Genomic DNA, 13,688 nt, shown 5'->3' on the forward strand with positions numbered 1-13,688 from the left:
CAAAGGTAGCCAGCCGCGGGCGGATCCACTATATGTAGGAAATGTATAAGATTATGCCGAATAATGGATAGATCGGACGTCACTCTCGAGCGCATGCGCACCTTCGTTCGCGTCGCCGAGCGCGGCAGCCTCTCGGCGGTGGCGCGCGAGCTCGGAGTTGGGCAGTCGACGGTCACACGGCATTTGCGGGAACTCGAGGAAGCCGTCGGCGTGCCCTTGCTCAGCAGGACCACCCGGCGCGTCACGATGACCGATGAAGGCAGCCGTTACTATGCCGACAGCGTCCAGATCCTGCGCCTTGTCGAGCAGGCCGGCGACGAGGCCCGGGGCACGCGCGGCGCGTCGGCCGGCACGATCCGGATATCCTGCACGGCGGCGCTCGGGGTCTTGCACGTCAGCCGGCTGATCTTCGGCTTTCAAGACATCTATCCCGACATCGGCATCGATCTCAGCCTCACCGACGAGCGCATAGACCTTGTGCGGGAGGGCGTCGACGTCGCGCTTCGCCTCGGTCCGCTCACCGACAGCTCAATGAAACTGCGGGCACTCGGCCAGTCCCGGCGCCTGCTGGTGGCGGCGCCGGCCTATCTGGCGGCGCGGGGCAGACCGGCTGTCCCGCAGGGTCTGCCTGCGCATGAAGGCATCCGGATGTCGAACATCGCGGGAAGCGACACGCTCACCCTGCAGGGGCCGGGCGGCGAGACCTTTGCGGTGCCCTTTGGCGGGCGATTTCGTGTGGACCATGGGCTTGCCGCGCGCGAAGCCCTTGTCACCGGACGCGGTATCGCACCCGCCCACCACTGGCTTGTCGACGATCTTCTGGCCGCCGGCCGGCTGGAAGTGGTCATGCCGGGCTATTTTCCGCCTCCCGTCCCGCTGAGCATGCTGATCGTTCCGGAGCGTGCGGGCATTGCCCGGGTGCGGCTGCTGGTCGACTTTCTCGTCGAGGAGATCTCCAGCATTCCGGGGATCGAGAAGCGGTAGCCGGCCGGCAAACCTCGCCGGATCAGGCGGCCTTCTTCTTCGCCAACCTTGCCTTGATGCTGGCGACGTCGGCACGCGGCGTAGCCGCGAACAGCGTCCTGGTGTAGCTGTGCTTGGGGTCGGCGAAGACCTCGTCGCGCGAGCCGTATTCGACCGCCTCGCCGAAATACATCACCATCACGTCGTCGGCGATGTAGCGCACCACCGACAGGTCGTGGCTGATGAAAACATAGGTCAGCTGAAACTCGTCCTGCAGGTCGGCGAGCAGGTTCAGCACCTGCGCCTGCACCGAAAGATCAAGTGCCGAGACCGGCTCGTCCAGCACCAGAAGACTGGGGTTGAGCATCAGCGCGCGGGCAATGGCGATGCGCTGGCGCTGGCCGCCCGAAAACATATGCGGGTAGCGATTGTAGTGCTCGGGGCCGAGACCGACCTTCTTCAGCATCTTCATGGCAAGATCGCGCCGCTCGTCGGCCGTGCTGTCGGTGTTGATGAGCAGCGGCTCGCCAAGCACATCGCCGATCTTCTGGCGTGGATTGAGCGAACCATAGGGGTTCTGGAAGACGATCTGCACCTTGCGGCGCATTTCCTTCGACAGACCATCCCTCGCGATGTCGACCTTCTTGCCATCGATGAAAAGCTCGCCGGAGGTCGCCGGGTCGATCAGGGTGATGATGCGGGCGAGTGTTGACTTGCCGCAGCCGCTCTCGCCGACGATGGCCAGCGTCTTGCCCTTGTCGACGCTGAACGAAACACCCTTAACCGCATGAACCGTACGGGAGGGGCGGAAAAGCCCGCCGCCGACATGATAGTCGCGCACGATGTTCTTGCCTTCGACTACCGTCACGCTCATGAGGCGGTTCCTCCTGCGGATCGGGCTGCGACTACAGAGGGGGCCGGCTCGAACAGCATGTCGGAAACAGTCGGCAACCGGTCGCCGACGGCGTTTTCCGGCAGCGCCGAGAGAAGCGCGCGGGTGTAATTGCTCTTGGGGGATTCGAACAGCGACAGCACGTCGGCCTCTTCCATCTTGCGGCCCTTGTACTGGACGATGACACGGTCGGCGGTCTCGGCAACGACCCCCATATTGTGGGTGATCATGATCAGGCCCATGCCGTATTTGGCCTGCAGGCCGACCAGCAGATCGAGGATCTGCTTCTGGATGGTGACGTCGAGTGCCGTGGTTGGCTCGTCGGCTATCAAAAGCTTCGGATTGCAGGCGATGGCGATGGCAATCATGACGCGCTGGCACTGGCCGCCCGACATCTGATGCGGGAACGAGCCCAGCCGTTCCTCGGGGTCGGCGATGCCGACGAGCTTCATCAGTTCAATGGCGCGCGCCCGGCGCTGAGCACGGTCCATGCCCATATGAAAGCGCAGCACCTCCTCGATCTGGAAGCCGACGGTGAAGCATGGGTTGAGGCTGGCGACCGGTTCCTGGAAGATCATCGAAATGTCCTTGCCGACGATCTTGCGCCGCTCGGATGGGCCGAGCTTGAGCAGGTCGATGCCGGCGAAGGCCATGCGGTCGGCCCTCACCGTCGCCGTGTTGGGCAAGAGCCCCATCACCGCCAGCATCGCCACCGATTTTCCGGAACCGGATTCGCCGACGATCGCCAGCACCTCGCGCGGTTCGACCGACAGGTCGATGCCTTGTACCGCCATGAATGGTCCGGCGGCGGTGTCGAAGGAAACGGTCAGGTTCGTGATCTCGAGAAGAGGCATTGGATCATGACCTCTTCAGCTTGGGGTCGAAGGCATCGCGCAGGCCGTCGCCGATCAGATTGATTGCAAGCACAGTGATCAGGATGGCAAGGCCGGGGAAGGTCACCACCCAAGGCGCGCGCAGGATGAATTCGCGCGCCGAAGCGAGCATCGTGCCCCATTCCGGTGTCGGCGGCTGCGCACCGACACCGAGGAAGCCGAGCGCCGCAGCCTCGAGAATAGCGTTGGAGAAGGACAGCGTGGCCTGCACGATCAGCGGTGCCAGGCAGTTCGGCAAGATCGTCCTCACCATCAAGCGAAGATGACCGGCGCCGGCCACCTTGGCGGAGATCACATATTCGCGGTTCTTTTCGGCCATCACGGCGGCGCGGGTGAGACGTGCGAAATGCGGCTGCAGCACCAGTGCGATCGCCAACATGGCATTGAACAGGCCCGGGCCGAGGATCGCCACCAGCACCAGCGCCAGAAGCAGCGACGGGAAGGCCAGGATGATATCCATGATGCGCATGATCAGCGTGTCGACCCAGCCGCGGAAATAGCCGGCGAGCACGCCAAGCACGATGCCGCTGGTGAGTGAGAAGACGACGACCACCAGGCCGATGAACAGCGAAAAACGTGCCCCGAAGATCAACCGCGAAAGCATGTCGCGGCCGACCGCATCGGTGCCGAGCAGGAACATCGATTTGCCGCCTTCCTGCCAGGCAGGAGGCGCCAGCAGTGCATCGCGAAACTGCTCGTCGGGCGAATGCGGGGCGACGAACGGCGCAAAGATCGCCACCAGCACGAGCGCCGAAAACACGACAAGACCGATGACGGCCCCGGTGTTCATCGAGAAGTAATGCCAGAACTCGGCAAACGCCCTTTGCCTGCCGCCTGTCGGGATGGAGGCAGCGGTGGCTTCGGCGGCGGATTCGTCGGTCATCTCACTGCACCCGGATGCGCGGATTGATGACGGCGTAGAGCACGTCGACGATCAGGTTCACCGCCATGACGATCAGCGCGATGATCAGCAATCCGCTCTGCACGACGACATAGTCGCGCTTGCCGATGGCGTCGATCATCCATTTGCCGATGCCTGGCCAGGAAAAAATGGTTTCGGTCAGAATGGCGCCTGCCATCAACGTGCCGACCTGCAGTCCAATGGTGGTGACCACTGGGATCAGCGCGTTGCGAAAAGCATGCAGCCCGATGACACGGCGCGGCGCCAGGCCCTTGGCACGCGCGGTGCGGACATAGTCCTCGCCCAGCACCTCGAGCATCGCCGAGCGCGTCTGGCGCGCTATGACGGCGAGCGGGATCGTCGCCAGCACGATCGATGGCAGGATCAGATGGCTGACGGCGGATTTGAAAGCGCCGCTCCTGCCGGAGATCAGGCTGTCGATGAGCATGAACCCGGTCGTCGGCCTGAAGAAATACTGCAGGCCGATGCGGCCGGAAACCGGCGTCCAGCCGAGATAGCCGGAGAAGAAGATAATGAGCAGCAGCCCCCACCAGAAGATCGGCATCGAATAGCCGGTCAGCGCGACACCCATCGTCGCCTGGTCGAACCAGGAGCCCCGCTTGACCGCAGCGAAAATGCCGGCAGGGATGCCAAGCAGGATGGCGATGATCAACGCCACCGTCGCCAGTTCCAGCGTGGCCGGAAACAGCGCCTGGAATTCGCCGAGCACTGGCCGCTTGGTGGCAATGGATATGCCGAAATCGCCGGTGAGGACCCTGCCGATATATTCCAGGTACTGGATGACATAGGGCCGGTTGTAGCCAAACTGCTCGATGAGCTGGGCGTAGCGTTCGGGGCTGACGCCGCGCTCGCCGGCCAGGGCCAGGATGGGATCGCCGGGCAGAAGCCGGACGAAAGCGAACGCCGCCAGCGATATGCCGAACACGGTCGGGATGATCAAAGCGAGCTTGTGGAGGAGATAACGGAGCATCTTGCTTCATAGAACGGCGGCGCGGGAAGTCCAGCGCCGCCGTTCAATTTCTCAGGACTTATTCGGTGACGTCGACGCCGTCAAACCGATGAATGCCGAGCGGGTCCATAACGAAGCCCGACACCTTCTTGTTCATCGGCATGAAGACCTTGGAATGGGCGATGGTCAGCCACGGAGCCTCACGCTTGAACACCACCTGAGCTTCCTCGTAGATCTTGGTGCGCTCGGCGACGTCCGTCGTTGCCTTGCCTTTTTTCAGCAGGGCTTCGAATTCCTGATTGCACCAGATCGCATAATTGGACTGGCCGATGGCATCGCAACCGAGCAGGAAAAAGAAGTTGTCCGGATCGCCATTGTCCCCGGTCCAGCCCAGTTGGAAGGCGCCGTCGCGATCCTTGGCTTTGCCGCGCTGGCGATACTCGGTCCATTCGTAGCTGACGATCTCCGCCTTGACGCCGACGGCGGCATAGTCGGCCTGGATCAACTCGGCGACGCGCTGGGCGTTCGGGTTGTAGGGGCGGCTGACCGGCATAGCCCAGATCTTCATCGACAGATCCTTGACGCCGGCGTCGGCCAGCATCTTCTTGGCCGCCTCCGGATCGTAGGGATCGTCCTTGATGTCCTTGTTATAGGACCACATGGTCGGCGGGATCGGGTTGATGGCCGGCGTGCCGGCACCCTGATAGACCGCGTCGATGATTGCCTTCTTGTTCACCGCCATGTTGAGGGCCTTGCGGACCTCGACCTTATCGAAGGGCGGCTGCGTTGTGTTATAGGCCATGTAGCCGATATTCAGGCCTTCCTGCTCATCGACCTTGAGGATCGTGTCGGCCTGCAGTCCGGCAATGTCGGCTGGCGCCGGGTACGACATGATATCGCATTCGCCCGCCTTCAGCTTCTGCGCGCGCACGGCGGGATCGGGCGTGATGGCGAAGATCAGATCGTCGATCTTCTGGCGGCCGCCATAGTAGCCGTCCCATGCCGCGTAGCGGATGACCGCGTCGACCTGGTAGTCGACGAACTGGAACGGACCGGTGCCGACCGGCTTCTGGGTGAACTGCTGCCTGGTGCCGGCCTTGTCGAGCTGGTCGGCATACTCTTTGGAAACGATCGAGGCGAAATCCATGCCGAGGTCCGGCAGGAACGCGACTTCAGGCTTGTTCAGCACGAATTTCACCGTCAGGTCGTCGACCTTGACGATTTCCTTCAGGAGATCGGGGAAGCCCATGCCGGTGAAATATTCCCAGCCGGTGCCTTCCAGATAGCTGTACCACGGGCTTTCTTTCTTCCACTGGCGTTCGAAGGAAAAGATCACGTCGTCGGCGTTGAGGTCGCGCGTCGGCGTGAAATAATCGGTCGTCTGGAATTTCACACCAGGGCGAAGCTTGAAGGTGTATTCGAGACCGTCGTCGGAAACCGTCCAGCTCTCTGCCAGGCCGGGGGAGATGGTGGTCTTGCCATGCTCGAACTCGACCAGGCGCGAATAGATGGTGCGCGACGAGGCGTCGAAGTCGTTGCCGCCGCTCCATGGCGACGGGTCGAAGCCGGCCGGCGAAGCCTCCGAGCAATAGACCAGTTGTTTTGCGTTGGCCATGCCGCCGAGGACGCTTGCAGCCAGCAACGCGGCTGCAAAAGTCAGTTTCTTTTTCATTGAGCACTCCCTGATGTTCTTCCAAGCCCCTCTATCAGGCTCGCGAAGGCCGCATATAAGCACCGTTTTTCTAGCTTTGGAACTGCTTGTTTGCCTAACCCACGGGAAGCAGAAAAAAATTCCGGCACGCGGCAAATTGTGGAAAAAAACGAGCCGAATCCGCAGATCACGACATTATTAGCGACTTCAATTTTTTGTTGATCGGCGATGCCGCCAATTGTGGGAATCGAGCCTTTCGGTTCAAGAGACCCGCGTCCGAAAACCGGTCGCGGCCGAGAGGTTTGACGGCAAGTCTTACCGCACTCCCGGTGCCGAAGGCTTGCATGGCCGCCGCTTGTGGCAATACATAGATAGATGGGCAGCGTGCCGGATTTTCCCGGGTTTCGGGCATTGCGGCAAGCGTTGGGATATCTTTGTTGATCAGGGCGGTGGTGGCGCGCAAGCATGCCGAAACAATAAGAACGATTGAGGGAGCGACAGGTGGCAAAACCGGCAAAGACAACCAGCGCGGCGAAAGCAAAGGCCGAGGCAACATCGAAAGCAGTCAAGTCAAAAGCGGCCGACGCCAAGCCGGCGGCTACCGCGAAGGCAAGCGCGAAGCCGGCGGCGAAGACCACGGTTGGAACGGCTGCTAAACCGGCAACCCGCAAGACGGCGCCTGCTGCAAAGTCTGCCGCCAAGCCGGCGGCGAAGGCAGTGCCGACAGCGCCCCGACCGTCGGCAGGTCCGGCCAAGAGATTACCAAAGGCGATCACGTCGCTGGCCGCCGGCCTGCCGGAAAAACCGTGGCTCAAGAGTTATCCAAAGATCGTGCCGGCCGAGATCGGCGCCCTGCCCGCCAGCTCGATCGGCGACTTTCTCGTCACCGTGTGCAAGCAGTTTGCGAATCGGCCGGCCTTCGTCTGCATGGGCAAATCGATCACCTATGCCGACCTCGAGCGACAGTCGGCCGCCTTCGGCGCCTATCTGCAATCAACGGGGCTGCAGAAGGGCGCGCGCGTCGCACTGATGATGCCGAATGTGCTGCAATATCCGGTGGCGATCATGGCAGTGCTTCGCGCCGGCTATGTCGTGGTCAACATCAATCCGCTCTACACGCCGCGCGAGCTGGAGCACCAGCTCAAGGATTCCGGCGCTCAAGCCATTGTCATCCTCGAAAATTTCGCTTGCACCCTGCAGGCGGTGATCGCCAGGACCGCGGTCAAGCATATCGTGGTCGCCTCGATGGGCGACATGCTCGGTGGGATCAAGGGACCAATCGTCAACTTCGTTGTACGCCGCGTCAAAAAGATGGTGCCGGCATGGTCGCTGCCCGGCCATGTCAAATTCAGCGCCGCGCTGAAGGCAGGCGCCGGCATGGCCTTCAGGCCCGCAGAGGTCGCGGCCGACGACATCGCCTTCCTGCAATACACAGGCGGCACGACCGGCATCTCCAAGGGCGCGATGCTTTTGCACAGCAACATTTTGGCGAACGTCGCGCAGAACGCGCTGTGGGCTGAAGACGCCTTTACCGTCAAGCCTAAGCCGGCGCATCTGAATTTCCTCTGCGCGCTGCCGCTCTATCACATTTTTGCGCTGACGGCGAACGTGCTGGTAGGCATGCAGCAAGGCGCACAGAATGTCCTCATCCCCAATCCGCGCGACATTCCCCGCTTCGTCAAGGAGCTGCAGAAATACCCGATCCACATCTTTCCGGGCCTCAACACGCTGTTCAATGCGCTGCTCAACAATGAGGATTTTCGCAAGCTCGATTTCAAGCCGCTGATCCTGACGCTGGGTGGCGGCATGCCGGTGCAGAGGGCCATCGCCGAACGCTGGAAGGCGCTGACCGGCTGCCCGATCAGCGAGGCCTACGGGCTTACCGAAACCTCACCGGGGACAACCATCAACAAATTCAGCGACGGCGTTTACACCGGCACGATCGGCCTGCCGCTGCCCTCGACCGAGATCGCCATCCGCGACGACGACGGCAACAATTTGCCGCTCGGCGAAGTCGGCGAAATCTGCATCCGCGGACCGCAAGTGATGGCCGGCTACTGGAACCGGCCGGACGAGACCGCCAAGGTGATGACCGAGGACGGCTTCTTCAAGTCGGGCGACATGGGCTTCATGGACGAGCTTGGCTATACCAAGATCGTCGACCGCAAGAAGGACATGATCCTGGTTTCCGGCTTCAACGTCTATCCGAACGAACTCGAGGAAGTGGTGGCACAGCATCCGGGGGTACTCGAAGTGGCGGCGATCGGCGTGCCGGACGAGCATTCGGGTGAAGTGCCGAAGCTGTTCGTCGTCAAGAAGGACCCGGGGCTGACCGCCGAAGCGCTGGCGGCTTATTGCAAAGAGAACCTGACCGGCTACAAACGCCCCAGGCATATCGAGTTCCGCACCGAGCTGCCCAAGACACCGGTCGGCAAGATCCTGCGACGGGCGTTGCGGGGCTAGGCGCAGCTTGAGCGATTGCATCGCCGGCGCCAATGCGGTGGGTATAGGCTCGCGCCCAGATCCGGCAGAGTTCATCCGGGCGAACATGCGGATCGCGGCAGTACCTGCGATTCCCGAAATTCGGCTTTACACCGCCCATCCGGGAAGCGGGCTCAGGCGACTTGTCGAGTGGAACCAACACGCGACCGAAGAGGACGGACCTGAACCGGAGCCACCGTATTGGGCCTATATCTGGGCCGGCGGCGCGGTGCTCGCCCGCTATATTTTCGACCGGCCGGAGACCGTGACCGGCCGTCGCGTGCTCGACCTCGGCGCCGGCTCGGGCCTCGTCGGCATCGCAGCGGCAAAAGCCGGCGCAAGCGCGGTGATCGCGGCCGAGATCGACCGCAACGGCGTTGCCGCGATCGGCCTCAATGCGATGGCGAACGGCGTTGCGATTGCGACGATCGGCGGGGACATAACCAGCGGTCCGCCGCCACCGGTGGATGTCGTGGTGGTCGGCGACCTGTTTTACGCCCATGATCTTGCCGGCCGGGTCGTTCCCTTCCTCGACCGCTGCCTCGCTGCCGGCATCGAGGTGCTGGTCGGCGATCCAGGCCGCACCTATCTGCCCCGCTCGCGGCTTCGCCTGCTTGCCGAATACGAGGTGCCGGATGTCGGCGAGGGCAGGAATGCGGCGATGAAACCGAGCGGCGTGTTCTCGTTCGGACCAGCTTAGCTGCGAGTCTAGACCGTCTCGCTGACTCGGGCCGCAAGAAAATCGGGCAGATCGGCAACTGAATCGAGGATGACGTCGGCGATCTGCGACAGCGATTCCCGTGTGCCGGTGCCGGACAGCACGCCGATCGCCAGGCCACAGCCGCCGGCCCGCGCCATCTCCAGATCGTGGCGATTGTCGCCGACCATTGCGATCGTCGCCGGCCTGAGCCCTGTCAGATCCGAGAAGGCAAGGATCGTATCCGGCGCCGGTTTTGGATTAGCCACCGCATCGTAACCATAGGCGGCGTCGAAAAGCTGCGCGACGCCCAGAGTGACCAAGGTCTTTTCCGCGCCGCTGGTCGAGTCGTTGGTGGCGACGCCAAGCCGGTACGATTTTCTGTGAAGCAGGCCAAGCGTCTCGACCACACCCGGCAGCGCCACCGCCATTGCCGATCCCTGCGCCGAAGTGATGGCGTTGAAGCGGGCGACGGCAAGCATCTGGTCCTCGTCGGACAGCCGTGGAAACCATAGCTCGACGACGTCCATGTTGGTACCGGAGGCAAAAATCGAATCCGGCTTGAAGCGCTTGGCGGCAAAGTCGAAGCCCGCCGCCGCAAGCAGCCTGTCTGCTTTCCAGCGATCGCCTTCGGCCGCATCCATCGCCATGAAGTCGGCGATGCCCAGCCATGTCGCGTTGAAATCTACGAGCGTGCCGTCCTTGTCGAACAATATTCCCTTGATGTCCGCCAAGCTTTTCACTCCAAGCCGCGCAAGCGGTGGATGTATTCCACCAGTCCGGCAGTCGAGGCGTCCCGCTTTGCGGCGTTCTCCTTGCCTTCAACGACGGGCAGCAGCCCGGTCGCCAGTTCCTTGCCGAGTTCGACGCCCCATTGGTCGAAGGAGTTGATGTTGAACAGCGTGCCTTCGACGAAGACGCGGTGCTCGTAGAGCGCAATCAGCCGTCCGAACGTGTGGGGGTCGAGCTTTCTGTAGAGGATCGTCACCGAGGGGCGGTCGCCGGAGAAGACGCGGTGCGGAGCAATCCTGTCGACATCAGCCGGCTTCATGCCTTTCGCCAGCATCTGTGCGCGGGCTTCCTCAAGCGTGCGGCCCTTCATGAAAGCTTCCGACTGCGCCAGGCAATTGGCAAGCAGAAGGTCGTGGTGATGCTTCAGTTCCGGCTCGTGGCCGACGGCAGCGGCGAGGAATTCGACGGGAATGAAATCGGTGCCCTGATGCAGAAGCTGGAAGAAGGCGTGCTGGCCATTGGTGCCGGGCTCACCCCAGACCAGCGGGCCGGTCGGCGTCGTCACAGCGCCGCCGTCCAGGGTCACGCTCTTGCCGTTCGATTCCATGTCGAGCTGCTGCAGATAGGCCGGGAGCCTGGACAGACGCTGATCGTAAGGGATGACGGCGCGAGCGGGGTATTTGCAGATCACGCGGTGCCACCAGCCGATCAGCCCCATCAGCGCCGGCAGGTTCCTCGCCAGCGGCGCGGTGCGGAAATGCTCGTCCATCTCATGGGCGCCGTCGAGAAAGGCGCGAAAATTCCGCGGGCCGACGGCGATCATCACCGGCAGGCCGATCGCACCCCAGACGGAATAGCGGCCGCCGACCCAGTCCCAGAAGCCGAAGACGCGATCGGGCGCGATGCCGAATTTGGCGACCAGGTCGAGCGCCGTCGAGACGGCGGCGAAGTGCTTGCCGACCGCTTCCTTGCCGAGCGCCTTCTCGACCCATCCGCGCGCGGTCTCGGCATTGGTCATAGTCTCGACCGTGGTGAAGGTCTTGGACGCGATGATGAACAGGGTGGTTTCGGCGGAAAGTCCCTTCAGCGTGTCGTGGATATGCGCACCGTCGATATTGGATACGTAATGCGCGCGCGGCCCGTCATGATAGGGCGCCAGCGCCAGCGTCGCCATGGCAGGGCCGAGATCGGAGCCGCCGATGCCGATGTTGACGATGTCGGTGATCTTCTTGCCGGTCGCGCCGGCCGCTTTGCCGGAACGCACCGCGTCGGCGAAGGCACCCATCGCGTCGAGCACGGCGAGGACTTCCGCCTTCACGTCCTGGCCGTCGAGCACGATGCCCTTGCCGGTCAGGTTGCGTAGTGCCGTGTGCAGCACGGCGCGGCCTTCGGTGACATTGATCTTCTTGCCGGCAAACATGGCGTCGCGCCGGCCTTCGAGGTCGGCGGCCTCGGCCAGCTTCTCCAGCAACTCCATCGTCCGCGCATCGACCGCACATTTCGACCAGTCGAGCAGCACGTCGCTGTCGCTGGCGGAGAATTTCTCGAAGCGCTGCGGATCGGCGGCGAAAGCCTCGCGCATCGAGCCCGATTTGGCCGCACGATGATCGCGCAATGCGCCGAGCTGCTTTTGAAAGGACGGTTGATCCACTGCCTCGCTCCGGTTCTTGAGGTGCATCTTATCAGGCCGGATGTTTCCGGCGCGTGTCGTCGCGGCAAACTATCGGGTCGAATTCCATCTGTTTCAATGCGCAGCGATGCCGCAGCGCAGCGCGGGCCGGCGCAAAGGATCACTGGCATAAATCCCAGCGATCAGAAAAATTGATTGGCGCAACACCTTGTGCCACCGGTACATTCGACTGGTCCAGCCAAGTGAAAAAAGCTGGCCATCGAGGAACATCTCCCATGCCACAGCGAAACGACACGGCCATATGGTCCGGCCTGTTCCGGATTTCGGCGGACTCCGGTCAGACCCTGCAGGCGCAGATCCGCCAGGCGATCGTCGCCGCCATCCTCGACCGGCAGATCGCGGCTTCGATGCCGCTTCCGTCCTGCCGGATTCTTGCCGAAAAACTCGGCGTGGCGCGGGGCACCGTGGTGCTGGCCTTCCAGCAGCTGGTCGACCAGGGCTTCCTGGTGGCGCGCGAGCGCCGCGGCCATTTTGTCAATCCCGAGGTGCTGGCGACGCCGGCCAAGCCGCACCAGAAGGCGCCCGACCAGGCCAACGAGATCGACTGGAAGGCGCGCCGGCAGATCGCGGCGAGCGACATGCCGCCGCCGGCCAAGCACGACAACTGGATCAAGTCGTCCTACCCCTTCGTCTACGGCCAGTTCGACCCGGCGCTGTTCCCGACCGCCGAATGGCGCGAGTGCAACCGCATGGCGCTGGCGGTGCTCGAAATCCGCAACTGGGCATCCGACATGGTCGACCGCGACGATCCGCTCCTGATCGAGCAGATCCAGGCCCGGCTGCTGCCGCGGCGCGGCATCTTCGCCAATCCGGACGAGATCATCGTGACGCTGGGCGCGCAGAACGCGCTTTACATGCTGGCCACGCTTTTGATGACCAAGGGCTCCGAGGTGGCGATGGAAGACCCCGGCTATCCCGATGCACGCTCGATCTTCCGGCTGGCCGGCGCCGATATCCAGCCGGTTCCAGTCGACCCCTCCGGCATCGTAACCTCTGCCATTCCCAGTGATTCCGGCTTCGTCTTCGTCACGCCCAGCCACCATTGCCCGACCATGGTGCCGCTGTCGGCGGAGCGGCGGCAGGATCTTCTGGCGCGCGCCAACCGGCACAACCAGATCATCATCGAGGACGGCTATGACAGCCAGCTCCTGGACGAGGCGCCGCAGCAGGCGCTGAAGAGCCTCGATCGGTCCGGCCGCGTCGTCTATGTCGGCTCGATGTCGAAGACGCTGGCTCCCGGCCTCAGGCTCGGCTACATCGTCGCCTCGGCCGGGCTGATCTCCGAGCTTCGGGCGCTGCGCCGCTTCATGCTGCGCCATCCGCCGGCCAACAACCAGCGCGCCGTGGCGCTCTTCCTGTCGCTCGGCCATCACGAGGCGCTGGTGCGGCGGCTGTCGAGCGCCTTCGACGAGAGGCGCAAGCGTCTGGTCCATGCGATTTCTGCCTTCCTGCCTGAGTGGCGCTCGACCGATTCGGCCGGCGGTACGTCGCTCTGGCTCGAGGGGCCGCGCGGCACCGATTCGCGCGGACTGGCGGAGGCCGCAGCCTCGCGCAGCGTCATCATCGAGCCCGGCGACCGCTTCTTCGATCGCACCGAAAAGCCTTCGCGCTTCATGCGCTTGGGCATTTCATCGATCGCGCTGCAGCACATCGAACCCGGCATCCGCGAACTGGCGACGGCAGCTGGACGCAGGCCGGCAGCGGCCTGATCTCCCTTCCCCGACCGGAGCCTGGCGCATGTAGTGCGGCTCCGGTCCTTTAGCTCCTTGGCATATGCGACGGGACCGGCTGGCACATAGGCTGTGCCAATGCCGGCGG

At 63.1% G+C, this 13,688-nt stretch carries 13 protein-coding genes; 4 read left to right on the forward strand and 9 right to left on the reverse strand.

Annotated elements, in window-relative coordinates:
* Positions 1-63: 63 nt before the first annotated feature.
* Positions 64-984 carry a LysR family transcriptional regulator gene (locus NKJ72_RS04625; RefSeq protein ID WP_352476027.1) on the forward strand — a complete coding sequence of 307 codons (921 nt, stop codon included), beginning with the start codon at positions 64-66 and terminating at the stop codon, positions 982-984.
* 22 nt (positions 985-1,006) lie between these two features.
* Here NKJ72_RS04625 and NKJ72_RS04630 read toward each other — a convergent pair whose 3' ends face one another.
* The 6 genes from NKJ72_RS04630 to NKJ72_RS04655 are packed head-to-tail and all read right to left on the reverse strand — an operon-like array spanning position 1,007 to position 7,085.
* The gene (locus tag NKJ72_RS04630; protein ID WP_254816240.1) at positions 1,007-1,837 is read right to left on the reverse strand and encodes a dipeptide ABC transporter ATP-binding protein; all 831 of its coding nucleotides are present in this window, start codon (positions 1,835-1,837) and stop codon (positions 1,007-1,009) included.
* On the reverse strand, positions 1,834-2,709 hold the full coding sequence (locus tag NKJ72_RS04635; RefSeq protein WP_352476028.1) for an ABC transporter ATP-binding protein: 876 nt from the start codon (positions 2,707-2,709) through the stop codon (positions 1,834-1,836). Before NKJ72_RS04635 ends, NKJ72_RS04630 begins: the two co-directional genes overlap by 4 nt.
* A 4-nt stretch (positions 2,710-2,713) precedes the next feature.
* Positions 2,714-3,631 carry an ABC transporter permease subunit gene (locus NKJ72_RS04640; protein WP_023676823.1) on the reverse strand — a complete coding sequence of 306 codons (918 nt, stop codon included), beginning with the start codon at positions 3,629-3,631 and terminating at the stop codon, positions 2,714-2,716.
* 1 nt (position 3,632) lies between these two features.
* A complete protein-coding gene (locus NKJ72_RS04645) occupies positions 3,633-4,640 on the reverse strand; it encodes an ABC transporter permease subunit (RefSeq protein ID WP_254816243.1) in 1,008 nt (335 codons plus the stop codon).
* 58 nt (positions 4,641-4,698) lie between these two features.
* Positions 4,699-6,291 (reverse strand): ABC transporter substrate-binding protein, encoded by a 1,593-nt coding sequence (locus NKJ72_RS04650; RefSeq protein WP_352476029.1) that lies wholly within the window; start codon positions 6,289-6,291, stop codon positions 4,699-4,701.
* Positions 6,288-7,085, reverse strand: a complete 798-nt coding sequence (locus NKJ72_RS04655; RefSeq protein WP_352476030.1) for a hypothetical protein — start codon at positions 7,083-7,085, stop codon at positions 6,288-6,290. The genes NKJ72_RS04650 and NKJ72_RS04655 overlap by 4 nt, the downstream gene beginning before the upstream one ends.
* 16 nt (positions 7,086-7,101) lie before the next feature.
* Here NKJ72_RS04655 and NKJ72_RS04660 point away from each other — a divergent pair, with 16 nt between their 5' ends.
* Together NKJ72_RS04660 and NKJ72_RS04665 are read left to right on the forward strand one after the other, a co-directional pair.
* Positions 7,102-8,733, forward strand: coding sequence for a long-chain-fatty-acid--CoA ligase (locus NKJ72_RS04660; protein WP_352476031.1), 1,632 nt, complete (start codon positions 7,102-7,104; stop codon positions 8,731-8,733).
* A gap of 7 nt (positions 8,734-8,740) precedes the next feature.
* Entirely contained in the window at positions 8,741-9,451 is a 711-nt protein-coding gene (locus NKJ72_RS04665; RefSeq protein ID WP_352476032.1) for a class I SAM-dependent methyltransferase, read from the forward strand.
* A gap of 8 nt (positions 9,452-9,459) precedes the next feature.
* Here NKJ72_RS04665 and NKJ72_RS04670 read toward each other — a convergent pair whose 3' ends face one another.
* From NKJ72_RS04670 to NKJ72_RS04680, 3 genes are all read right to left on the reverse strand, one after another.
* On the reverse strand, positions 9,460-10,182 hold the full coding sequence (locus NKJ72_RS04670) for an HAD family hydrolase (RefSeq protein WP_254816188.1): 723 nt from the start codon (positions 10,180-10,182) through the stop codon (positions 9,460-9,462).
* A gap of 5 nt (positions 10,183-10,187) precedes the next feature.
* Positions 10,188-11,831 carry a glucose-6-phosphate isomerase gene (gene pgi / locus NKJ72_RS04675; protein WP_352476033.1) on the reverse strand — a complete coding sequence of 548 codons (1,644 nt, stop codon included), beginning with the start codon at positions 11,829-11,831 and terminating at the stop codon, positions 10,188-10,190.
* Between the two features lie 93 nt (positions 11,832-11,924).
* Complete coding sequence (locus tag NKJ72_RS04680) at positions 11,925-12,080, reverse strand: hypothetical protein (RefSeq protein ID WP_254816186.1); 156 nt, start codon at positions 12,078-12,080, stop codon at positions 11,925-11,927.
* 5 nt (positions 12,081-12,085) lie between these two features.
* Between NKJ72_RS04680 and pdxR the strand changes: the two genes are divergently transcribed.
* Positions 12,086-13,579: a MocR-like pyridoxine biosynthesis transcription factor PdxR gene (gene pdxR / locus NKJ72_RS04685; RefSeq protein ID WP_352476034.1), complete on the forward strand. Its 1,494-nt coding sequence runs from the start codon at positions 12,086-12,088 to the stop codon at positions 13,577-13,579.
* Positions 13,580-13,688 lie beyond the last annotated feature (109 nt).

This window comes from Mesorhizobium sp. M0045 (genome assembly GCF_040323385.1).
GTDB lineage: Bacteria > Pseudomonadota > Alphaproteobacteria > Rhizobiales > Rhizobiaceae > Mesorhizobium.

Coding starts and splice junctions, on each gene's coding strand:
- NKJ72_RS04625 (WP_352476027.1), top strand. CDS start 64: ATGGATAGATCGGACGTCACTCTCGAGCGCATGCGCACCTTCGTTCGC.
- NKJ72_RS04630 (WP_254816240.1), bottom strand. CDS start 1,837: ATGAGCGTGACGGTAGTCGAAGGCAAGAACATCGTGCGCGACTATCAT.
- NKJ72_RS04635 (WP_352476028.1), bottom strand. CDS start 2,709: ATGCCTCTTCTCGAGATCACGAACCTGACCGTTTCCTTCGACACCGCC.
- NKJ72_RS04640 (WP_023676823.1), bottom strand. CDS start 3,631: ATGACCGACGAATCCGCCGCCGAAGCCACCGCTGCCTCCATCCCGACA.
- NKJ72_RS04645 (WP_254816243.1), bottom strand. CDS start 4,640: ATGCTCCGTTATCTCCTCCACAAGCTCGCTTTGATCATCCCGACCGTG.
- NKJ72_RS04650 (WP_352476029.1), bottom strand. CDS start 6,291: ATGAAAAAGAAACTGACTTTTGCAGCCGCGTTGCTGGCTGCAAGCGTC.
- NKJ72_RS04680 (WP_254816186.1), bottom strand. CDS start 12,080: ATGTTCCTCGATGGCCAGCTTTTTTCACTTGGCTGGACCAGTCGAATG.
- pdxR (WP_352476034.1), top strand. CDS start 12,086: ATGCCACAGCGAAACGACACGGCCATATGGTCCGGCCTGTTCCGGATT.